The sequence below is a fragment of the Weissella kandleri genome, assembly GCF_001438705.1.
GTDB lineage: Bacteria > Bacillota > Bacilli > Lactobacillales > Lactobacillaceae > Weissella > Weissella kandleri.
The window spans coordinates 205629-229732 of the sequence record NZ_JQBP01000001.1; the positions used below are offsets into that span (position 1 = coordinate 205629).

Genomic DNA, 24104 nt, shown 5'->3' on the forward strand with positions numbered 1-24104 from the left:
ACAACTTTAGAACAAATATTTAAATTATCTATTGATTTATACGTAACAATAACATACAATATTCAATGTAAACGATTTCATAAAAATAAATAAAAGGAAGTATGCTATGGAAAAAGCAAAAATTATTGAAGAGATTCAAGCAGGTAATACTTCGTTGGGAATAGAATTTGGTTCAACTAATATTAAAGCAGTATTGATTGCTTCTGATTATAGCGTAATTGCAACTGGGTCACATGGTTGGGAGAATCAATTGGAGAATGGTGTTTGGACATATTCCTTAGAAGATGTTTGGACAGGGGTGCAAGATGCGTACAGTAAGTTGTCTGGACAAATCGAAAAAGAATATGGTGTGGGACTAACTCATTTGCGTTCATTGGGAATTTCCGCGATGATGCATGGATATATGCCATTTAATGTGCAGGGCGAGTTATTAGTACCATTTAGAACTTGGCGTAATTCGATGACGGAAGATGCGGCGTTACAATTGACGCATTTGTTTAATTTTAATATTCCAGAACGTTGGAGTATCGCCCACCTTTATCAGGCAGTGTTGAATCAAGAGACGCATGTTAAAGACATTGAATTCATTACAACATTAGCCGGATATGTTCACTGGCAGTTATCCGGAGAAAAAATCTTAGGAGTTGGTGATGCTTCAGGAGTCTTTCCAATTGATGAACTAAGTCATGACTATAACCAAGATATGATGGATAAATTTAATGGTTTGAAAGCTATTCAACAGTATCATTGGTCATTACCAGAAATTTTGCCGCAGGTGAAGTTAGCCGGTGAAGCGGCCGGAAAGCTAACGGAACAAGGAGCCAAATTATTGGACGTCTCCGGCAAGTTACGACCAGGAACAGTGATGGCGCCGCCTGAAGGTGACGCAGGAACCGGGATGGTTTCAACTAATTCCGTGAAGCAACGGACGGGAAATGTTTCGGCTGGAACTTCAGCTTTTGCGATGATTGTTTTGGAAAAGTCATTAAAGAAATTGCATACCAGTATTGACATGGTTACGACGCCCGATGGTTCAGCGGTGGCAATGGTACATGCGAATAATTCAAGCTCAGATATTAATGCTTGGGCCGGACTATTTAATGAATTTGCGCAAATGTTAGGGGTTGAATTGAGCCCGGATGAATTGTATGGACACTTGTTTAACAGCATTTTAAATGCCGATCCCGATACGTCCGGAATGCTCACATACGGTTATTATTCAGGTGAAAATATTACGGGAATGAGCGAAGGACGGCCAGTCTTAGCGCGCATGCCTAATAGTAAATTCAACATTGGTAATTTGATGCGAACTAATCTTTATTCGGCCTTTGGAGCCATGAAGATTGGAATGGACATTTTGCATGAAGAGCAGGTAGAAACCGACTCGATTGTAGCGCAAGGTGGAATCTTCAAGACACCAATTGTTGGACAAAAGATGTTAGCCGCTGCCATGGAAGCTCCAGTCACCGTGATGAAGACGGCGAGTGAAGGGGGCCCTTGGGGAATGGCAATTTTAGCTACTTACGCGGCAATGAAAACCGATCAAGACCTAGCAACTTACTTGGAAGAAGAAGTCTTCTTTGATCAAGAACGATCAACCATTGAGCCGGATGTACAAGATGTAAATGGCTTTAATCACTTTATGGAACGTTATAAGGCTGGTTTGCCAATTGAAGCTCATGCGGTAGCTACGTTAAAAGATTGAAAAGAGGGTAAAAAATGTTAGAAGACATGAAAAAGCGGGTTTATGACGCCAATATGTTATTGCCATCTTATGATTTAGTAACGTTTACTTGGGGAAATGTTAGTGAAATTGATCGTGATAAAGGATTGTTTGTGATCAAGCCTTCTGGGGTCGATTATGACAAATTAACTCCTGACGATATGGTCGTGGTGGATTTAGAAGGTCATGTGGTTGAAGGAGAATTAAATCCAAGTAGTGATACGCCAACTCACATGCATTTATATAATGCTTTCCCAGAAATTGGGGGGGTTGTTCATACGCATTCGCCATGGGCAGTGGCCTATGCGCAAGCTGGGATGGATGTTCCAGCGATGGGAACCACGCACGCGGATACCTTTTATGGTGATGTACCAGCCGCTTCGGCGTTAACGCAAGAAGAAGTTGAGTCTGCGTATGAATTAAATACGGGGGTAGTTATTGAGCGTGAGTTTAAAGCACGTCATCTAGACCCTATGGCCGTACCAGCGGTCTTAGTACGGCAACATGGGCCCTTCACTTGGGGAAAAGATGCGCATGACGCCGTGCATAACGCTAAGGTATTAGAAGTCGTGGCTGAAATGGATTATCATGCAATGCAATTAAATCCGCATGGTGATTTGCGGATTCCACAGTACTTGCTCGACAAGCATTATTACCGTAAGCATGGTGCTAATGCGTATTATGGGCAAAAGCATTAGGTAGTTGGGTTATTCGTAGTTGTTACATTAAATTTTATATAAATTGAGGAGAAATATCATGTTAGAAACGGCAAATTATAAGTTCTGGTTCGTCACAGGTTCACAGTTCCTTTATGGTCCTGAAGTTTTGAAGCAAGTTGAGGAAGACTCAAAGCGCTTAGTGGAAGTTTTGAATGCTTCTGGTAATCTACCTTATCCGATTGAATTCAAGACGGTAGGAGTAACTGCTGAAAATATTACTGAAACTATGAAGGAAGCAAATGCTGATGACGAAGTGGCTGGAGTGATTACGTGGGCTCATACTTTCTCACCGGCCAAGAACTGGATTCGAGGAACTCAATTATTGAACAAGCCTTTGATGCATTTGGCTACTCAAATGTTAAATAAGATTCCATACGACACAATTGATTTTGATTATATGAATTTAAACCAATCAGCTCATGGAGATCGCGAATATGCCTTTATCAATGCGCGGTTAGGAATTAATAACAAAATTATATTTGGTCATTACGAAGATGAAGAGATTCAAACCCAAATTGGAAAGTGGATGGACGTAGCCGTTGCTTATAACGAATCTTATAAGATTAAAATCGTGACCTTCGCTGATAAGATGCGCAATGTTGCTGTGACTGATGGTGATAAGATTGAAGCGCAAATTAAGTTTGGTTGGACCGTTGACTATTGGGGTGTTGCTGACTTAGTAGCTTATGTGAATGCGGTTGATACGGCCGATGTCGATGCCCTGTATGATGATTTGCATGGTAAGTACGAATTTGTTCAAGGTGATAATTCAGCAGAAAAGTATGAGCACAATGTGAAGTATCAATTGCGCGAATACTTGGCCCTTAAGAAATTCATGAATGATAAGGGTTACAGTGGATTTACAACCAACTTTGAAGATCTTGAAGGATTGGAGCAACTGCCTGGTTTGGCGGTCCAAATGCTGATGGCTGAAGGTTATGGATTTGCGGGTGAAGGTGATTGGAAGACCGCTGCCTTGACTCGTTTGTTGAAAATTGTTTCACATAATCAGGCCACAGCCTTTATGGAAGACTACACTTTGGACTTGCGGAAGGGACATGAAGCTATCTTAGGTTCACATATGCTTGAAGTTGATCCAACCATTGCTTCTGATAAGCCACGTGTTGAAGTGCACCCATTAGATATTGGTGGTAAAGATGATCCAGCGCGTTTGGTCTTTACCGGACAAGCTGGTGATGCAGTTGATGTGACGATGGCTGACTTCGGTGATGAATTTAAGTTGATTAGTTACGAAGTGTCTGGAAATAAGCCAGAAGCTGAAACGCCATTCTTGCCAGTCGCTAAGCAGCTTTGGACACCTAAGGCTGGTTTGAAGGCTGGCGCAGAAGGTTGGTTAACATTAGGTGGTGGACACCACACAACCTTGAGCTTCAATGTTGATACTGAACAATTATCAGATTTGGCTCAGCTGTTTGATTTAACCTTTGTCGATATTAAGTAATTAATATTTAAAAGAAAGCTGTGAGTATGGAGTTATGAATAAAGAAACAAAAAAGATTCCCAGTGGATTCATTTACTTTTTTGGGGCATTTGGTGGTATTCTCTTTGGGTATGACATTGGAGTAATGACTGGAGCGTTACCATTTTTGCAACATGACTGGAACCTAACGAATGCTTCCGTAATTGGTTGGATTACATCATCATTGATGTTAGGAGCAATATTTGGTGGTGCATTAGCAGGACAGTTATCAGACAAATTTGGACGACGCAAGATGATTTTGGTGGCATCGTTTGTTTTCGCGGTTGGTGCAATTATGGCGGGGCTATCACCTCATAATGGGGTAGCTTGGCTTCTATTTACCCGAGTGCTCTTAGGATTGGCGGTTGGAGCTGCGTCAGCTTTGGTTCCTTCTTATATGTCAGAAATGGCCCCGGCTCGTTCACGAGGACGACTATCAGGCTTAAATCAGTTGATGATTGTTTCGGGGATGTTGTTGTCATACATCGTTGACTTTATCTTGAAAGGCTTGGCCCATGGTTTGGCTTGGCGCTTGATGTTAGGGTTAGCAGCCGTACCAGCTATCATCTTATTCTTAGGTGTCTTACGTTTGCCTGAATCACCACGTTTCTTGGTTAAATTAGGTAAAAATGATGAAGCACGTCAAGTGTTGTCATATATCCGAAGTGATGATGAGATTCAACCTGAATTAAATGATATTCAAGCAACGGTTACTAAAGAAGCATCAGCTGAAAAGAACGTTAATTTGGGCACATTATTTTCTTCAAAATATCGGTATCTGGTTACCGCAGGAATTGGCGTAGCTGCTTTTCAACAATTTATGGGCGCCAACGCGATTTTCTATTACATTCCTTTAATTGTTGAAAAGGCTACTGGTCAAGCTGCAGCGGATGCATTGTTGTGGCCGATTGTACAAGGAGCAATTCTAGTATTGGGTGCTATCTTGTATATGGCGATTGCAGAAAAGTTTAAGCGTAAGACCTTGTTGATTTTGGGTGGTTCAATGATGGCGTTGTCATTCTTGATGCCAGCTATCTTGAATATGGTCATGGGCGCCGATAAAATCCCACCAATGATGATTGTTGTCTTCCTTTCAATTTTCGTTGCTTTCTATTCGTTTACTTGGGCACCTTTGACTTGGGTCTTAGTAGGTGAGTTGTTCCCATTGGCCATTCGTGGTCGTGCTTCTGGATTGGCTTCATCATTTAACTGGATTGGTTCATTCTTAGTTGGATTGTTGTTCCCTATCATGACAGCAACGATGTCTCAGGAAATGGTCTTTGCCATCTTTGGAATCATTTCAATTATTGCGGTCTTGTTCGTAAAGTATCGGGTGCCTGAGACATTCGGTCGGACATTGGAAGAAATTGAAGCAGAAGGATCAAATCTATAAAGAATCAGTGATAATTGTATTTTTAATATTTACACTAAGCAACCGTCGGGCTGAAGTCTGGCGGTTGTTTTTAATACAAATTAAAAAATAGATGATGTTATAATGGAAGTAAAATTATTCGGACAAAAAGGGGTGAGTTCAATGAATTTAACAAAACAAGATCGTAATCAATTAGCCGATGGGCATCAGATGCCAAAATTAGGGTTAGGTTTGTATAAAGTTACGGATGAAGCAGTGATGCAAAAATTATTAGCGGGGGCGTATGAAACAGGCTATCGGCTTTTTGATACGGCGCAGATGTATCAAAATGAAGCTATGATTGGGCGGGCCCTACAAGCATTACCTGTGCAACGGGATGAATTTTTTATTACAACTAAGATTGCTGAAGCTAATCAAGGTTATGATGCCACGTTGCGTTCATTAGAACAATCTTTGAAAGATTTGCAACTAGACTATGTTGATTTGTTGTTGGTACATTGGCCATTACATCAACATTTCTTTGAAACTTGGCGAGCGTTTGAGCGGGCCAAGGCAGAGGGGATGGTACGCTCCATTGGAACATCAAATTATGGACAAATTCATTTGGAATATTTGGCAACCAAGGCCAATGAATTGCCAGTGGTAAACCAAGTTGAAGTGCATCCATATTTAACACAAAAGCCACTACAGACCTTTACGAATGAACATAACATTGTAACGCAGGCTTGGGCTCCATTGGGACGGGGAGGCGAGTTGAGTGATCCATTAGTCGTTTCGTTAGCCGAAAAGTATCAAAAAAGCCCTGCACAAATCGTGATTCGGTGGCATTTACAAAATCAAACTGCTTTGATTCCAAAATCAAGTCATGTTGAGCGGGTGCAAGCCAATATGGATGTCTTTGATTTTGAAATTACGAATGATGATATGCAAGCGTTGGATGATTTAAATCAATTTAAACGGATTAGTCAAGAACCAGAATTGGTTTATGAACGGGGGGCTCAATACCCCCATCATTAAAAGAGTTGCTGAACTGAAATTTCGTTATAATCAGAAAGGATGGGCGTTATGAAAATTGGATTTATTGGGACTGGTGTGATGGGAACTGGTGTGATTACTAATTTGTTAAAGGCTGGTTTTTCAGTGGAAGTTTATAACCGAACGAAGGCTCATGCACAAACGGTATTAAATTTGGGTGCACAATGGGTTGATGAACCCAAGAAACTTGCTGAACAAAATGACTTGGTGATTACGATGGTTGGCTATCCCGATGATGTTAAAGCCCAATATTATGGTGAACATGGTTTGTTTGCCGGAGCATGGGATGGACAGATTTTGATGGATATGACGACTTCGACGCCGACTTTGGCTCAAGAACTAGCGCAAGCAGGTCTCAAACAGGGGGTCATAGTCCTCGATGCACCAGTTTCAGGTGGAGACGTTGGCGCACGTGAAGGGACTTTGACGGTGATGGTCGGTGGTGACGAAGCGGCCTATATTTCATTGAAACCAGTCTTTGATGCTATGGCTAGCCGGGTCAATCGCTTTGGTACTGCTGGAATGGGACAACACGCCAAAATGGCTAATCAAATTATGATTGCTGGAACGATGCTGGGGATGACAGAGACGCTGGTTTATGCGCGGGAAGCGGGGCTCGATCTTTCGGACGTCTTAACAACACTCAATGCAGGAAGTGCTCAAAATTGGTCTTTAGAAAATTATGGTCCTCGGATTTTGGCGGACGACTTTAAACCTGGTTTTTATGCCAAGCATTTACTGAAAGACTTGCGGATTGCTTTAATAGAAGCAGATAAGTTACATATTAATTTGCCAATGACAAAATTAGCTAAGCAATTGTATGAACAACTAGTTGATGAGGTTGACCTTGAGGACGCGGGGACGCAGGCGCTGATTAAATTATGGTGGATGCAATCCTGATTGGATAAAATTTTATTTTTTGGGGGACTTTGTTTTAGCAGGTTCCTTTTTCGTTCAATAAAAATTTTACAGCTAAACAAGGATTTACTAGTTGCCAGTTGATTATACTAAGGTTATAATTCGATTAGAGAAAAACATTTGTTATCATTTTGATAACATATAATAAACCGGTGGAGGTTATGATGACACATTTAACTAAAACTATACGAGACCGATTATACACAGTGTTGCAGGCCTATGGACGCTTATTTGATTTTGGGAGTACGCTGAATAACTTTAAGGTTGATTATCATTTAGCACATAGGATAGATATGAAGAATGATACTGAAGCAATCCGCTCTGATTGGCAAACGGTTAATAATGATTTATCGTATGCATTAGGTCGAGGTATTGATGAGCTCGATTAATAGTGGTGGTAAAGCCAAAAAATCAGTGCCCATTTCACCAAGCCAAAATTTATTGCCGACTTCAACAGAATTAGAACGCTTTAATAAAATTAATCCTACTTTTGCGGAACGCGTGGTGACAATGGCAGAAAAGCAAGCGGAGCATCGGCAGTATATTGAACGGCAGGATGCTTTACGCCATGATCAAGCTTTGAAACTGAGCGGACGAGATAGCTTATTGGGCTTGTTATTTGGTATGTTAATTGTAGTGCTGGCATTAGGATTAGCTGCTTATATGATTAGTCAACATCAATTGACGGGCGGGGTGTTTACGATTTTTGGAGTTATTGCAACTATTGCGACGGCTTTTGTGATTGGGCACCGGGCTAAAAAGTGAATTAAGGATAAGTATGTGATCAAGATGAGTGTTATTTATTCCTGGATACGGATTGTTTATGGTATAAAAATGAATATTATACTTTTTTTAGGTAAAATAAGCGTAAATCATACCATAATTGCATGATATAAATATAAAAAGTAGGTTGGGTAGCGTAATGTTTAGATTGATACCCTTTCAGAAGTTTTGACCTTTATAAGTATATATTTAGAACATATGATGAAAATTACTAAGTATTTCTTATTAAGTACAACGGTGTGTGGGGGACCTGGTGATTGCTTTGGCAGGTATGTATACTCCAGCACAGGAGGCATCTAAAGATGTAGCGAATGATAAAAATGCTAAGGTAAATGATAAGAGGCAAGTTAATTAGAGCCACCTGTTGAACAACAAGTTAATTAACGATAACTTAAAGCTTAATAAGTTGGGTAATTTAAATAGTGATCAAGCAACAAAACCTGGAGATATTAGAAACATCGTGATTGATAATGTGTGATATGTTTTGTCAAAGATGGCTGCTGTAAAAGTGAGAGCTGCTGGTATTATTAGTGTTGTGTTCAATAGTTGAGCGGGCTGGATTATTTTAAATAATCGTAAATGCTTATGAAGCAGTTTATTTACGCGTATGTTAGATCAGATGATGACTGAAAATATGATTATTCAAAAAAAGGGATTATTTATAATTAAAGATATGGAACGATTACAAGCTGGAATTAATACCTAAAACGATACTGTTATTTACTAACTTCAAAAACATAGTCCGGCCTAAACAGGAATGATGATAAACGGTTGGACAGATCAGACCGATGACAATAATAAATTAGGGAATGACACTGATAATGTAAAACCTAGTCAGCTTGATGAATTTAATAGTAATCAAACAACGCTTCCGGATAATATTGAAAATAATGTTGTGAACCATATCTAACGAGTGTTTCCTAAGATTGTCGCTAAAAAACGGGTGTAGTAGATTTTAGCAGTTCCGTATTAGTTAGTTTGTGGATTTGTTAATTGGGAATGAACGTAAGTAATTATGAATTAGGGAAATTGTTCAGAGATATCTCTGAGCTTTTTTCTTTTGGACAAAAATTAAATGATTGAATTGATATAAGCGCGTTAAAAAGGCACCAGTTATTAAAACTGATGCCTTTTGCAGTTTATATTACTTAATTACTTTTGGGATCTGGTGTAGTATTACCACCGCTAGCTCCAGTGTTATTTCCACCAGTGGACCTATCACCTTGATTAGAATCAGGTATGGTTGTTGATGGAGTAACTACGTTGGTATTGGCATTTGGCGTCTGGCTTGAGCCCGAACTAATGCTTGAATAAATTGTTGATGAGCTAGCAATCGTTGTACTTGATTGTGAATTGCTATTTGAAGCAATTCGGGGTAAGCGGTTAGAGAATGGGTCATTAAAGTCTTCACCAGCAACCTCATATTCAGTTTGACCATTCTTAGTTACCTTGCGGACTGAGGAAGGTTTATTCCAATCGCTCCCATCACGATTATCATGGGTCATAACGTATTTCATCAATGTATTATAAATTTCGTTTGGTAAGTGCGCTGTTGGACCACTCAAGCCATCCAATGGCTTTGAGACTGACATTGGCTCATTGTAACCCGTCCAAACCGAGATGGCCGCTGACTTGGTAAATCCAGTAAACCACAAATCTTGTGCGGCCGACGATGGATAATCAGAATCAGCTGGGTAAGCGACTGTTCCAGATTTAGCGCCTTGAACGTAGTCATCTGTCTGATATTGGCTAAAGCCAAGACTCCAAGTTCCTGTGGCACTGATAACGGATTTCAACATATCATTCATCATGAAGGCGGTTGAGTCCTTCATAGCACGTTGACCTTTACTATCCATTGACTTAACGATTCCGTCTTGCGTAGTAATAGTTTTAACATAGGAAGGTTTGTAGTAGATTCCACCATTCGCAAAGGCTGAGAAGGCTGCTGCTTCTTGTTCGGTTGAAACGTTAAAGCCGATTGCGGAGGAACCAGAGAGCTTAGGAGTCATTCCTAACTTTTTGAGGAATTCACTAGCCTTTGCGTGACCGACGTATTCGTCATGCTCAGTTGCCGAAATTGGACTTTGCCCTTCTAATGTGTGCAATGCTGGCACATTCAAAGAACGGGTTAAGGCATTTCGCATTGAAACATATGGTTGACCAGTCTTCTTTGAATAAGGTTGTGAATTAGTCATCCCAGCGTCACCGGCTGCTAGATCAGTTCCAGAGTACTTAAATGATGATGAATCATCTAATGCTCGATAGGTTGGCCAGTTAAAGTTTTCAATCGCTGGGGCGTAATCAATGAGGGGTTTAACCGTAGAACCACCAGAACGTTGGGTCGAAGTGGCTAAGTTGAGACCTTGTAGGGTATCTTGATTGCGGCCGCCGATTTGCGCGATGACATTTCCTGATTGTGGATCAGTAATTGTAACCGCCGCTTGAACTTCGTCGTCAGGGTAGCTGATACCATACTTATTATTAGCTGATGAGTTGACGACATCGTAGGCCTTACTTTGGACATCTGGATCCAAATTAGTCTTAATGGTCAACCCATCTTGATGAATATTGTATTTAGCCGCTTTAACTTGAGCTAAAACTGAAGTGATGTATGAATCATCAACTTTCGCCGTTTCGGCTTCGTTGTTTTGTTCCGTATGATCAGTAACTAAGCCATCATCAATAGGTGTGGCCTTATATTGACTAGCTTCGTCTCTAGTAATTGAACCATATTCGGCCATAGCATCGAGGACTTGATTTCTTCGATACTTGGCACCGCTAGGATTTGAATAGGGGTCATAGCCAGAAGGCGATTGGGGCAAACCAGCAATCAAAGCAACCTGAGGCATCGTCAAATCTTTCATTTCTTTATTATAGTAGAAATTAGCCGCCGTCTTCATTCCATAGGCGCCGCTTCCCATATAAACTTTGTTCATATAAAGAGTTAAAATTTGGGCCTTTGAATATTGTTTTTCAATGCGCATGGCAATCCAAGCTTCTTGAACTTTCCGTTTGAAGGTTTGGTCGGCAATCGCTGAAGAGAAGGCTGTTTGCTTGACTAATTGTTGAGTTAAGGTTGAACCACCTTGCAGACCTAGGGATGAACCTGTGAAGTTAGCCATGGCTGCTCCGAAAATTCGGCGAATATCAACGCCGCCGTGTTGGTAGAAGCGCCGGTCCTCAATGGCGACAACCGCGTCTTTCAAGTCTTTGGGATATTCATCTTGTTGGGCAATCTCACGTTTTTCGCTACCGCTAGTCCAGATGACATTATCTTTACTGTCTAAAATATTTGATTGGGAAGTTCCCGTTAATTGTGCATTCGTCACTTTTGGTGCGGTGGCTGCCCAGTAAAAACAGAGGATGGTAATGATAATAACTAGTATCCCAATAATAATTCCTCCAATTTGTAAGCCCTTAGTTAGGCGAGAGTGCTTATTATGTGATTTATTAACACGTTTTTTGTTTGTCCGCTTAGTGCGCGAAAGTTTTTGACCAGACATTGATCTACGCTCCTTAAGAAATAAAAATTAAATAATATGATCGACAGCCTCGAGATAAGGCAGTGATGGATAAAGACTCGGTTGAATTAGAACTCCATGTTGGACGATGGCCTGATAGGGAATTGATTGACGTTCAGTCTTGCGTCGTTCCCAAAATTGATTGATTGCATCAATCGGAACACAATAAGTTTCTTGATATTTGGTAAAACGGATGATGAGAAAACTAATCCCCCCTAACCGCTTGGTATCTAATAAATGTGTCACTTGATGCTGATGTAAATTATTGAGTGGGAAGGCTGTGGGACTGTTTGTCTCTTTAGCGTCGAAATCCAGGTAATGCCCCTGATAAATACCATTATAGTCGGTTGTAGAAGCTTGTTGAAAATATGCTTCTGTAATTTTTGCGGCTGCCCGCTTGGGGTAGTCGACATGTACAATCTGAATTGGCGTGGGTTTTTTATGAATATTGGCAATCCCCCGTTGTAAATAAAATTCGTTCGCTCGGTTCAGTTCTTGTTCGAGCGACATCCCCCGATGTCCATGCTGAACAGGCTTAGAATCTGCAGCTTTTTTTGACAACGGTTGATGAGTTGAATCGTGGTATGGTTGCCCATTTGGATATTTAATTGCCACAATCATTCCTCATTTCTGTGATAATCGATATAATTATACCAAACCTTGGCGTATAATTCCTTAATAATGTCAAATCAGCTGAAGAATCCCTTAGTAGGAGGGATTTTGCAGAAAGGACTAAAGAAGATGGAAAGAATTTGGATTACGGGCTTTCGCAGCTTTGAATTAGGGGTCTTTGGAGCAAAAGATCCCAAAGTGACGGTTTTAAAATTTGCGCTGAAAAAGCAATTAACATCAGCGATTGAAGATGGGGCGACCTGGCTCATTACAGGTGGTCAATTGGGTATCGAGCAATATGCGTTAGAAGTCGGGAATCAATTGCGAACCGAGTATCCGGAATTTAAAACTGCTTTGATGACCCCATTTCAAGATTTCGGGCAAAATTGGAATGAAAATAATCGGGCGTTGTTAGGTGCTTTACAAGCTTCTGTCGACTTTACCCAGGCGGTCAGTCAAAAGCCATATCAAGACCCGAGCCAATTGAAAAATTATCAAAATTTTATGTTGCAACATACTGAACGGGCGATTGTCGTTTATGATCAGCAGGCTGAAACATCCAAAGTGCAATATACGGTTCAAGCCATTCAAAATTATCAAAAGCATACAGATTATGAGGTAACATTAATTGATTTTGACCGTTTGCAAGAATATTCTGAAGAATATGCCGAAACTTTAAATGATTGGGAATAGGCGTGTTGATTTTGTAAAATTAATGCATAAAAATTAATTATATGATAATTTATTGATGAAAAAGATAGTTATTAATGAAAATTTGGCGAGTAACTGGTAAAATAACATTAAAGAAGATGAGATAAAGGAGTTTCACTGATGGAACAAGTACGGCATACGGTAGAAGAGATTTTCAACAAAGATTTTAAAAAGACCGCAATTCAAGGTTATAACACAAATGACGTGGATAGTTATTTAGATGAATTAATGGCCGATTATCAGATTTATGAAAGTAATATTAAAGAATTGCAAGAAACTATTGAAAATCAAAAGCGTGAAATTGCTGAGTTAACTAAGCAAGTGAATGCTAATACGGCCGCAGCAGCTACAAGTAATCAAGTGACTTCTTCAGCTAATACTAATATGGATATCTTGAAGCGGATTTCTAATTTGGAACGCAAGGTTTTTGGAGCACCAGAAGATAAATAGACGCAAGAAGTTACTTGCGATTTAACACGGATTAGGTGTATACTTACTGTTATTGTGTTAGTGGGTAATTGCGTGTCGCTTATGCGACATGAGGAAAGTCCATGCTCGCACTGACTGCGATGTCAGTAGTGTTCGTGCTAGCTGAAAAAATAAGGCTAGGCAGTCAGCAATGATTGACGGCCAACGAAAGACCTAAAGGTAACCATGGTTTAGTAGTTGTTAAGGTGCCACAGTGACGAAGCTGGTTAGAAATAAACAGCGTGGAACGCGGTAAACCCCACGAGCGAGCAACCCAAACTTTGGTAGGGGCGCTTGATCTAGCAAAATGAAGCGATGGTCGGGGAGGCAGCAATGCCTGAGATAGATGATTACCGCTAAAAGAAGCTTGCCACGTTTCTTTTAGAACAAAACATGGCTCACAGCTAACACATCCGGCAGCCGACACTTTAGGGTGTCGGCTTTTATTTTTGCTTTAAAAGTACTACCAGCTAGTTAAAAAGATTAGCTTTTACCAAATTTAGACGTAAACAAGCTGGAAAAACATACTATAATAACTTTAAACAATTAGAACAATTAAAGGGAGGTCGTTTAGCATGGAAACAACCAAATACAAATTAATGGCAGTGATGGGGGCAGGGCTAGAAGCCATTGTCGCCAAAGAATTAAAAGACTTGGGGTATCAAGTTCAGACTGAAAATGGCCGGGTCTTTTTTGAAGGAAATTTGGCCGATGTTTATCGCACTAATTTATGGTTACGCACTGCGGATCGCATTAAGATTGTATTAGATGAATTTACGGCAACGACCTTTGAAGAACTATTTCAGGGAGTGAAGGCTTATCCTTTTGAGGACTTGATTCCGTATGATGGAAAGTTTCCGGTCAATGGACGTTCTAAAAACTCAATCTTACATTCTGTTCCAGCCGTCCAGAGTATCACCAAAAAGGCCATTGTTGAGCGTCTAGCGGCGACGTATCAGACGCGGGGACATTTACCAGAAACAGGGGGGCGCTATCAGATTGAAGCAGCGATTGACCGTGACCATGTGATGTTGACATTAGATACGACGGGTGATTCGCTCTTTAAGCGCGGATACCGGACTGAAAAAGGTGGGGCACCGTTGAAGGAAACCATGGCGGCTTCTTTGGTAACTTTGGCACATTGGTTTACCGATAATCCATTCGTAGATCCAGTGACTGGTTCTGGTACGATTCCGATCGAAGCGGCTTTGATGGGGCGTAAGATTGCGCCTGGTTTGAACCGTGAATTTGATATTTCACATTGGGATCAATTTGATGAAAAGATTGGGCAAGCGTTGAAAAAAGAAGCCCGGACGATGATTGATTTTGATGTTGAACTTAATATTCAAGGCTACGATATTGATGAAAATATGATTCAAATTGCGCAAGCTAATGCTGATTTAGCGGGAGTTGGAGAAGACATTACGTTTAAGCAGTTGGCCGCTAAAGACTGGTCGACAACGGAAAAGAATGGTGTAATTGTGGCCAATCCGCCCTATGGTGAACGTTTAGGTGATACCGAATCGGTTCGGAAACTGTACCATGAAATGGGGCAAATTTATCAACAAATGCCAACTTGGTCTAAATACATTTTGACCAGTGACGAAGGCTTTGAATCCGCATACGGACAAAAAGCAACTAAAAAGCGCAAGCTCTATAATGGAGCCTTGAAGGTTGATTTGTATCAATATTGGGGACGAAAGGAACGTTAATTTATATGGAGACAAATTTATTGCAGGGCATGAATCCACAACAGGCCCAAGCTGTCACCACTACAGAAGGACCACTTTTGATTATGGCTGGTGCTGGATCAGGTAAAACGCGTGTTTTAACGCACCGGGTGGCTTATCTTATTCAAGAAAAGCATGTCGCACCTTGGAATATTTTAGCGATTACTTTTACCAATAAAGCTGCGCGTGAAATGCAAGAACGAATTGCTGCCTTAGTTGGGGGTGCCGATGCGAGTCGGATTTGGGCTTCAACTTTCCACTCGATGGCCGTACGAATTTTACGCCGTGATATCGATAAGATTGGGTATAAGCGCGACTTTACCATTATTGACGCTAGTGCGCAAAAAAGCTTAGTAAAGCGGATTTTAAAGATTCAAAATGTTGATATTGAAAAATTTGACCCACGCTCAGTCTTAGGGGCGATTTCGAATGCTAAAAATGCATTGGAGACACCAAGAGACTACCAACAACATGCAGAAGGTGTTTTTGAAAAGATTGTGGCTGAGGCTTATGAAGCATATCAAAATCAATTACGTTTAAGCCAATCCGTCGACTTTGATGATTTAATCATGTTGACGATTCAATTATTTGAAACGGATGATGATGTCTTAAAATACTATCAAGATAAGTTCCAATATATTCACGTGGATGAGTATCAAGACACTAATGATGCACAGTATCGTTTAATTCAAATGTTAGCCGCACAATGGAAAAATTTAGCGGTTGTTGGCGATTCTGATCAGAGTATCTATGGTTGGCGTGGGGCTAATCTAGAAATAATTTTGAATTTTGAGCAAGATTATCCTGGGGCACAGCGGGTAATGCTCGAACAAAATTATCGTTCAACGCAAAATATTTTGAATGCGGCCAATGATGTGATTGCACATAATGATGGACGAATTGCCAAAAACCTTTGGACGGATAACGGGTCAGGTGATTTGATTACCTATCATCAAGCTAATAGCGATCGTGATGAAGCGGTTTATTTAGTGAGCGAAATTACAAAAGCAGTAAAGGCCGGTAGTCGAAATTATCAAGATTTTGCAGTTTTGTATCGGACTAATGCGCAATCACGTGGAATTGAAGAGGCTTTCGTGAAGGCGAATATTTCCTACACCATGGTGGGCGGGTCAAAGTTCTATGAGCGTAAAGAAATTCGTGATATTTTGGCTTATTTGTCATTAGTGACGAATCCAGCTGATGATGAGAGCTTTTTAAGAGTGGTCAATGAACCTAAACGTGGTTTGGGTGATACTTCAATTTTGAAGCTACAAGTCTTTGCGAGTGAACAAGGTTGGCCGCTTCTTCAAGCCGCTGCGAATGCAGATTTAATTAATAATTTACAAAGCCGAGCTAAGAACCAATTGGCGACCTTTGCAGCGATGATGAATAAGTTTGTGCAAGCGACGCAAGACGAAATGAACTTAACAGAATTAACGCAAATGATTCTCGAAGATAGTGGTTATTTGTCAGCCTTAAAAGCTCAACCGACGCCTGAAAATACGGGACGGATTGAAAATTTGGAAGAATTTTTAACCGTGACAGAACAGTTTGATAAAAATTATCAGCCTACTGAGGAAAGCATATCAAAATATGTTGATTTTATGGGTGAATTGGCGCTTGTATCAGACATTGATAGTGTGAACGAAGATGACAACAATGTGACGCTTATGACCCTGCATGCTGCTAAAGGGCTGGAATTCCCGGTTGTCTTCTTAGTGGGGATGGAAGAGTCAATTTTTCCTTCTTATCGGGCCATTATGGATCCCAAACAGATGGAAGAAGAACGGCGGTTGGCCTATGTGGGAATCACCCGAGCCAAGGAAAAGCTATATTTGACTAATGCTTATTCGCGGATGTTGTATGGAAAAATGAATAATAATTTGCCATCGCGGTTTATTGATGAAATTTCTGACCAATATCTGGATCGTGATGCCACCGGTCAGTTAAATCATTTTGAAAACCTTGAAGCAAGTTTGCCTTTTGCCCGGCGTCAAACGCCTGCACAAGGGACGACCTTTAACGGACGGACACGTCCTAATGGCAATCAGGCCCCTAAGAAGACGTCTAGTGTGCAAGTGCATCAAGCACCACAGAAGACGGCTTCAGAGGCTGTGTCTTGGACAGTGGGCGATCACGTCAACCATCGTAAGTGGGGCGTTGGTACTGTGGTGAAGGTGCAAGGTAGTGGTAATGATATGGAACTTGATATCGCTTTTGAAAATATGGGTATCAAGCGCTTGTTAGCGGCCTTTGCACCGATTAACAAGCAATAATAATTTGGATAAAAAGTAGGAGGTTAGAAGCCATGACCGATGAAAATTTGACTTTGGAAACCGCCAAAGTGCGCTTAGAACAATTACAAACGCAGTTACATCAATGGGCAACCGAATATTACCAAAATGATAATCCTTCAGTGGAAGATCATGTGTATGATGCCGCCTATCAAGAAGTCGTTGAAATTGAAGATCAGTTTCCAAGCTTAATTAGCCCTGACTCGATTACACAACAAGTCGGAGATCAGGTTAAGGCTGAATTATCGAAGGTGACACATTCTGTGCCAATGTTGTCCTTAGGTGATGTTTTTTCTTGGGGTGAATTAGAAGTTTGGATGCAAGGTGTTCAAGCTCAATTTAGTGCGCCTCTGGACTACAATGCTGAGTTAAAGATTGATGGTCTGGCAATTAGTCTTCAATATGAAAATGGAAAATTAGTGCAAGCTTCTACTCGGGGAAATGGAACGATTGGAGAAGATGTCACTAGTAATGTCTGGCAAATTCAAGACATTCCACACCAACTAAGTGAAGCTATTACGGTTGAGGTGCGCGGTGAAATTTATATGCCAAAAGCTGCCTTTTTGGTCTTAAATGAGCAACGAGACCGCGATGGACTGGCACCTTTTGCCAATCCGCGTAATGCGGCGGCTGGGTCGTTGCGACAGTTGGATTCTAAGATTACGAAACAACGTCAGTTAGCTGGCTTTATTTATCAAGCGGTCGATCCGCAAAATGTTCTACAAGTAGCCACCCAAGCGGAGTTATTGCAACGTTTTGCAGAATTAGGCTTGCCAGTGAATCGCGATAATCAGGTTGTTAATGATTTGGCCGAGCTGAAAACGTATATTACCAATCAGACAGCGCGCCGAGATGAACTGGCGTATGGAATTGATGGAATTGTGGTTAAAGTAAATGTTTTAGATTTACGATCACAATTGGGTAACACGGTTAAAGTGCCACGTTGGGCGATTGCTTATAAATTCCCCGCGGAAGAAAAAGAAACAATTTTACGTGAAATTGAATGGACGGTTGGTCGGACCGGTGCTGTGACCCCCACAGCAATTATGGATCCGGTAACTTTGGCGGGGACCTCAGTGTCACGAGCTTCATTGCATAATCCGGAGTATTTAAAAACTAAAGATTTACGCATTGGGGATACGGTGACTTTGCATAAAGCCGGCGATATTATTCCAGAAATTGGGCAAGTCATTTTGGCTAAGCGTTCACCCGAGGCGTCAGTCTACACGATTCCAACGCAATGTCCGGAATGTGGTGAAACTTTAGTGCATGTTGATGGCGAAGTGGCTTTACGGTGTATTAATCCCGCTTGTCCGGCCCAAGTTCAAGAAAAGTTAACCCATTTTGCTTCCCGGAATGCGATGAATATTGATGGACTCGGTCCTAAAATTATTCAACAATTATTACATCGTCAATTAGTTAATAGTGTTGCTGATTTGTATCATCTTACTTTAGACGATTTGTTAACCTTAGATAAGTTCGGTCCTAAAGCAGCGCAGAATTTATTAGATGCTTTAATGAATTCAAAACAAAATTCATTGGAGCGATTGTTATTTGGTTTTGGGATTCGCACGGTGGGAGCCAAAGCAGCCCGGTTAATAGCGGCACGTTTCTTGACGATTGAGCAAATGATGAGCGCCAGCGTTGATGACATTGCGACGATTGATGGAGTCGGACCGATTATCGCTAAAAATGTGGTACAATTTTTCCAAGAATCTGAAGTGATTATAATGATTCAAGATTTACAAGAACATGGGGTCAATACAGATTATCTACAAGAAGCGCCGCGTGAAACATTAACTGAACTAGTGGATAAAAAGATTGTTTTAACCGGTAAATTAGCTAATTTGACGCGGAGTGAGGCTACACATTGGCTGGAACAACATGGAGCCCAATTGAGCAGTTCGGTGTCGAAAAAAACAGATCTTTTGATTGCCGGTTCGGATGCGGGAAGTAAGTTAACGAAAGCGGAAAGTTTAAATGTACCAATTTGGTCAGAAGCTGATTTGCAAGCTTTGATGCAAAAACATCAGTGATTTGTTAGAATATGAAAGAATAAGCAAAAAATCATGGTAAAAGAGGAATACACATGCGCTATATAAAATGGATTGGAGCAGCCATCGGTGTGATTGTATTAGGGGGCGCTTTGCTTTTTTTGGGAAACTATTATTCTAAAAATTCAGCAGAGGTGGCGTCTAAAGACACTAAAACAACTGTGAATAATAAGGTCACTTCTAAAAAAGGAATTAAGTTGACCGGAACCGCCACACAAGACAATTATAAGTCAGTCATTAAAGACGGAAATTATCTTGTTGGAAAAGCGCGCGGAATCACAGCTAGTCAAAATGACAATCAATATAATACTGAAAGCTTTGAAAATGGATTATTAAACTTAGCTAAGAATAAGTTCTCACCAAAATCATACATTTTCCAAGAAGGACAGTATTTAGACGCATCGACCGCTAAAAAGTGGTTGAACCGTAAATCTAATTCTAATCCGGACGGGTTGAATCCCGAAGATAATGGTAAAAAAGATGATGGACGTAATCCATTGTATTTGCAGGCGATTGAAGAACAAGACTTCATGGTGCAGTCTAGTGATGCCTTGCAATTGAAGGGAATTATGTTGGGCCTAGCGATGAATAGCGAAGATATTTATCAAAAGGAAGAGTATGGCGCTAACTATACGCAAAAGATTGATGATAATACGCGTATTGCGAAGGGAAAAGAATTAGCTGCCGAGGTGGTCAAGCGTTATCGGAAATTAGAGGGTGTGACTGACAATACACCAATTGTGGTCGCATTGTTTACCGAAGCACCTAATGATAGCCTGTCTGGTGGAACTTTCTATAGCTATACGGAATCAAATAATGGGGACAAGATCAGCGGCTTTACCCCTGTGAATGATGTTAATGTCGTGTTGCCAATGCAGGAGAACACGTTTAATTATAATGAAATCGCTGCGAACTTGAATGGTGATTTTATTAATTTCCAAAATACGATTCAAGGGTTCTTTCCCAATCTATCTTATATAACAGCACAGGCTCAATATCATGATAAAACCTTAGCTAGTTTGAAAGTGGATGTCACAACCCAGTTCTATTCACAAACGGAAATGAATAGCTTTACGAATTACTTGGCACAAACGGCACCTAGCATGTTACCGACGGATGTGGATGTCCAAATCCGCGTGAAGACGGTGAATGGGGTGCAAGCTGTGCTGGTCCAAAAAGCCAATGGCAAGTCGTATGAAGTGATTCAATTAGGCGCGACTCATTAAATTGCATGTTTGGTGAAAGAGTTCCTGAAATGGGGCTCTTTTTTGTTTGTATTTTTACTTTTGATAAAGCGTAAAGATTTTATTTTTGAATCTTTTAAACCAATTTCTCAATTAACTGGCTGTCTTCAAAAGGGTTTACTTTAAAACCGTTGATATAGTAGAGGAAAGTATCAATATTGATATAAAAGAATGGTCATATTCGGGCCTGTTTTAACATTTTTATAAAAATAAGCACATTGACAGTGTGTCAATATATGTTAGTATTGACACGGTGTCAATACTTGATATTACAAAGAAGGTAAAGAAGATGGTTACTAAGGCGCTCTATAATTTATCGCTTGATAAACGCAATACTATACGTGATTCGTTGGTTCATGAATTTTCAACATATTCATTAAATAATGCTCATATTACTAGAATTACAAAATACGCCAATGTATCAAGGTCATCATTTTATACATATTTTGAAGATATATATGACGCTTATTGTTGGATTTTAGAAGATTATTTAGTTGAATTTCAAAATATGGACGAATTAAATCAAATTTCTGCAACGCTTGTTTTTTTAGAAAATCTGACAGATTCTGTGGATTATTCTTTTTGGCGATTATATTATACAATCAATAAATCTCTGTTATACTCGCATTACAAAAGCGCTGACGTCACTTCAAAGGCAATTTCACATTTTAAAAATCCATCGATGGAAAATCTATCGGAATGGGCATTTAGAATAACGTTACATGCGTTAATACAAGAATATTTTTTGTATCCTAAGAAAAAAGATGAAATCATCATAAATATAAAAAAATTGCCAAGTATAATTAATAAACACTGAAAAAGGAAGTCATAGTTATGTATTTAGCATTAAATGAAATTAAAAAAAACAAAATTAGATATGGGCTTGTTATTTCTGTTATCAGTCTGATTACGTTTTTAATTTTTATATTAACTTCATTAGCACTAGGTTTAGCAAATGAAAACACTACGGCATTAAAGACGTGGAAAATTAAATCTGCGATTATTACTAAAGATTCTAATGGTAATATAGGACAATCTTTAATGTCAGAAGAACAATTTAAAAAGATAAAAATGAATAGTGGTGATTCTCAAGTCGGTATTACGCCAACAAACTTAAAAATGGGGCGCGATGAAACTAAATCAGTCCAGTATGTAGGGGTGAAAAAAGACCAAGAAGTCTACAATAAGTTAGAATATATTACTGGGCGACCTGTTAAAGCGGATAATGAAGTTGTAGTATCGGATAAAATTAGAAATATTAAGGTAAATGATGAAGTTAAGTTAGGGCAGTCGGATCAGTCTTATAAGGTCGTTGGGATTGTAAATAACGCCGAGTATAACATGGCACCGGTTGTCTATGGGGCGTTAAACCAATGGCACAAGATAAAAGGGGTCGATGCTCATTTTGTTGGGAGTGGTGTTTTATCTATTAATCATAAGAATAATAATGAGATATATTCTCAAGATTTAACCCTATTAACTATAGATGAATTTATGAATAAGCTGCCAGGGTATAGCGCGCAAAATGCAACATTCACATTCATGATTGCGTTCTTAGTATTGATTTCGCTGGTAGTTGTTACCATTTTCTTATATATTCTAACAACACAAAAGGTTAAAAATTTAGCAGTCTTAAGAGCTCAAGGCATACCCAATGCATACTTATTAAAAAATACGTTTAACGAAACAGCAATTATTATGATTTCCTCTATTTTAATGGGGTTGGTAACGACATTTGTGATTAGTCTTGTTATTCCAGAAAGTGTACCGATGTATTTCGACGTGAAATTCACTTTGCTAATTGCTGGAGGAACATTGATTACTGGGTTATTAGGTGCGTTGATTCCTATGAGAATTATTTCTAAAATTGACCCAGTTAGCGTAATCGGAGGATAATTATGACATCGTTAAAGTTAGAGAATATTTCCAAAGTATTTGGAGCTGGAAGCAATCGGGTGACAGCTCTAAGCGATATTGAGTTTGAGGCCAAAAATGGTGAATTTACTTTGATTATTGGTCCCTCAGGATCAGGAAAAAGTACTTTGTTGACGATCTTAGGAGGTTTACAAACACCCACCAGTGGGAAAGTACTGTTGAACGACCAAAACGTTGAAAATTACACGCCTAAAAAATTAGAATATCTACGCCTAAAAAATATAGGATTTGTTCTACAATCTTATAATTTAGTTCCATATCTTACAGTTCAACAGCAATTTGATTTAGTCACTAAAGTTAAAGCAACGAATAATATGAGTAGTAGTAGTTTTGATACTGTTATAGACCAATTGGATATTCGTTCATTGCTACACAAATACCCAAATGAACTATCTGGAGGTCAAACTCAGCGAGTCGCCATTGCTCGTGCAATGTATCCGAATCCAAGTATTATATTGGCAGACGAGCCGACGGCGGCATTGGATAGTAGTCGGGTTATTAAGGTAGGTGAAATGTTACATGATATCGCACACGCTCAAAATAAAGCAGTTGTTACGGTAACGCATGACCAACGATTAATTGATTATGCGGATCATGTATATGAGTTAGTTGATGGTATTTTATCTCAACAAAAATAACATCCTAGATTCGAGTATTGAAAAAGCGCAGTTTTTTATAAAGTCTGCGTTTTTTGATTTTTAATGATAGTATCAAATTTTAATAATTAGTAGCTTTTAGTTATTGATGGGTTACATACTGAATGTATTTTTAGTAAATGTGCGTTTTATCAAGAGAATGGTAGAATTATTTTTAGGAAAAACATTTCATAATTGTCGATTAAATTATTTACTATTTCTCATTAATATGGTTCGAAGGAATGTCAAAAAATATCGATTAAAATATATTTTTGTTCCATTATGTATAACACGAAAATTCTATAATGTGATTAATTATCAGATACTTAGCAAATTTAAATTATAACAAAAGGCGCTATTTGTATGGTGCGGGGACAAAAGCCAACGAAATTGGATAATATTTAGAAGGAAAGGATTGGAAGAAATTTCGGTCCTTTTTACTATATGCAGTTCAAAGTTGTCAAAGTTTCGGTAAAAATACGCAGTTATTTTGATGATTTAAATCTTATTAGTGACTAGAGGATAAGTTTTTCTCAATTCTGTAATGTATTAACAGCTTATATTGATGAGATATTTCGTTTCAAAATGTGATGATAATAGTTTGGTTTATCATGATAAGCAAGAAAAAAAGTATCGTTTTTTCTTTAAAATTACGGAAATTAAAAAGATGGCTATTATTTAAAGATAAGTAACTGACTTTAATTTGATAATACTTAAAAACTGGATCAACGATAAAATGTAACGTCTCTTTTTGTTTTTTATATAATGATTTATTGTAATATTTAATTTCATAATTATAAAACACAATATTTGCCGCGTAAAAGCACAGTGAATTGAAATTTAAACTTGAGTAACTATTGTTAGTGTAAC

At 39.4% G+C, this 24104-nt stretch carries 20 protein-coding genes and 1 other RNA gene; 19 read left to right on the forward strand and 2 right to left on the reverse strand.

Going from position 1 to position 24104, the window contains the following annotated elements:
* The first annotated feature begins 106 nt into the window (after window positions 1–106).
* From IV73_RS01090 to IV73_RS06595, 9 genes are all read left to right on the forward strand, one after another.
* Complete coding sequence (locus IV73_RS01090; protein ID WP_057753593.1) at window positions 107–1705, forward strand: xylulokinase; 1599 nt, start codon at window positions 107–109, stop codon at window positions 1703–1705.
* 14 nt (window positions 1706–1719) lie between these two features.
* Window positions 1720–2421, forward strand: coding sequence for an L-ribulose-5-phosphate 4-epimerase (locus IV73_RS01095; RefSeq protein WP_057753596.1), 702 nt, complete (start codon window positions 1720–1722; stop codon window positions 2419–2421).
* 58 nt (window positions 2422–2479) lie between these two features.
* Window positions 2480–3904: an L-arabinose isomerase gene (gene araA / locus IV73_RS01100; RefSeq protein WP_057753599.1), complete on the forward strand. Its 1425-nt coding sequence runs from the start codon at window positions 2480–2482 to the stop codon at window positions 3902–3904.
* Between the two features lie 34 nt (window positions 3905–3938).
* Window positions 3939–5315, forward strand: a complete 1377-nt coding sequence (locus tag IV73_RS01105) for a sugar porter family MFS transporter (RefSeq protein ID WP_057753602.1) — start codon at window positions 3939–3941, stop codon at window positions 5313–5315.
* 141 nt (window positions 5316–5456) lie between these two features.
* A complete protein-coding gene (locus tag IV73_RS01110; protein ID WP_057753909.1) occupies window positions 5457–6311 on the forward strand; it encodes an aldo/keto reductase in 855 nt (284 codons plus the stop codon).
* 48 nt (window positions 6312–6359) lie between these two features.
* Complete coding sequence (locus tag IV73_RS01115; protein ID WP_057753606.1) at window positions 6360–7229, forward strand: NAD(P)-dependent oxidoreductase; 870 nt, start codon at window positions 6360–6362, stop codon at window positions 7227–7229.
* Between the two features lie 182 nt (window positions 7230–7411).
* The gene (locus tag IV73_RS01120) at window positions 7412–7636 is read left to right on the forward strand and encodes a hypothetical protein (protein ID WP_057753609.1); all 225 of its coding nucleotides are present in this window, start codon (window positions 7412–7414) and stop codon (window positions 7634–7636) included.
* Window positions 7623–8012, forward strand: a complete 390-nt coding sequence (locus IV73_RS01125; protein ID WP_057753612.1) for a DUF2335 domain-containing protein — start codon at window positions 7623–7625, stop codon at window positions 8010–8012. Before IV73_RS01120 ends, IV73_RS01125 begins: the two co-directional genes overlap by 14 nt.
* Before the next feature lie 775 nt (window positions 8013–8787).
* The gene (locus IV73_RS06595; protein WP_157049521.1) at window positions 8788–8940 is read left to right on the forward strand and encodes a hypothetical protein; all 153 of its coding nucleotides are present in this window, start codon (window positions 8788–8790) and stop codon (window positions 8938–8940) included.
* Window positions 8941–9178: 238 nt separating this feature from the next.
* On the opposite strand, the gene IV73_RS01130 is transcribed toward IV73_RS06595, so the two are convergent.
* Window positions 9179–11533: a transglycosylase domain-containing protein gene (locus IV73_RS01130; RefSeq protein ID WP_057753615.1), complete on the reverse strand. Its 2355-nt coding sequence runs from the start codon at window positions 11531–11533 to the stop codon at window positions 9179–9181.
* A 27-nt stretch (window positions 11534–11560) separates the two neighbouring features.
* The gene (recU, locus tag IV73_RS01135; protein ID WP_057753912.1) at window positions 11561–12166 is read right to left on the reverse strand and encodes a Holliday junction resolvase RecU; all 606 of its coding nucleotides are present in this window, start codon (window positions 12164–12166) and stop codon (window positions 11561–11563) included.
* Between the two features lie 126 nt (window positions 12167–12292).
* Here recU and IV73_RS01140 point away from each other — a divergent pair, with 126 nt between their 5' ends.
* From IV73_RS01140 to IV73_RS01180, 10 genes are all read left to right on the forward strand, one after another.
* The gene (locus tag IV73_RS01140) at window positions 12293–12856 is read left to right on the forward strand and encodes an SLOG family protein (protein WP_057753619.1); all 564 of its coding nucleotides are present in this window, start codon (window positions 12293–12295) and stop codon (window positions 12854–12856) included.
* A gap of 138 nt (window positions 12857–12994) precedes the next feature.
* Entirely contained in the window at window positions 12995–13324 is a 330-nt protein-coding gene (gene gpsB, locus IV73_RS01145) for a cell division regulator GpsB (protein ID WP_057753621.1), read from the forward strand.
* Between the two features lie 56 nt (window positions 13325–13380).
* Window positions 13381–13748, forward strand: an RNA gene (rnpB, locus tag IV73_RS06500) — RNase P RNA component class B.
* Window positions 13749–13917: 169 nt separating this feature from the next.
* Window positions 13918–15054: a THUMP domain-containing class I SAM-dependent RNA methyltransferase gene (locus tag IV73_RS01150; RefSeq protein WP_057753624.1), complete on the forward strand. Its 1137-nt coding sequence runs from the start codon at window positions 13918–13920 to the stop codon at window positions 15052–15054.
* Between the two features lie 5 nt (window positions 15055–15059).
* A complete protein-coding gene (pcrA, locus tag IV73_RS01155) occupies window positions 15060–17348 on the forward strand; it encodes a DNA helicase PcrA (protein ID WP_057753627.1) in 2289 nt (762 codons plus the stop codon).
* Between the two features lie 32 nt (window positions 17349–17380).
* Window positions 17381–19402: an NAD-dependent DNA ligase LigA gene (gene ligA, locus IV73_RS01160; RefSeq protein ID WP_057753630.1), complete on the forward strand. Its 2022-nt coding sequence runs from the start codon at window positions 17381–17383 to the stop codon at window positions 19400–19402.
* A gap of 53 nt (window positions 19403–19455) precedes the next feature.
* Window positions 19456–20646, forward strand: a complete 1191-nt coding sequence (locus IV73_RS01165; RefSeq protein WP_057753633.1) for a CamS family sex pheromone protein — start codon at window positions 19456–19458, stop codon at window positions 20644–20646.
* Between the two features lie 307 nt (window positions 20647–20953).
* Window positions 20954–21481, forward strand: coding sequence for a TetR/AcrR family transcriptional regulator (locus tag IV73_RS01170; RefSeq protein WP_057753635.1), 528 nt, complete (start codon window positions 20954–20956; stop codon window positions 21479–21481).
* 17 nt (window positions 21482–21498) lie between these two features.
* The gene (locus IV73_RS01175) at window positions 21499–22560 is read left to right on the forward strand and encodes an ABC transporter permease (protein ID WP_057753636.1); all 1062 of its coding nucleotides are present in this window, start codon (window positions 21499–21501) and stop codon (window positions 22558–22560) included.
* Between the two features lie 2 nt (window positions 22561–22562).
* Window positions 22563–23237, forward strand: coding sequence for an ABC transporter ATP-binding protein (locus tag IV73_RS01180; protein WP_057753637.1), 675 nt, complete (start codon window positions 22563–22565; stop codon window positions 23235–23237).
* Window positions 23238–24104: the final 867 nt, after the last annotated feature.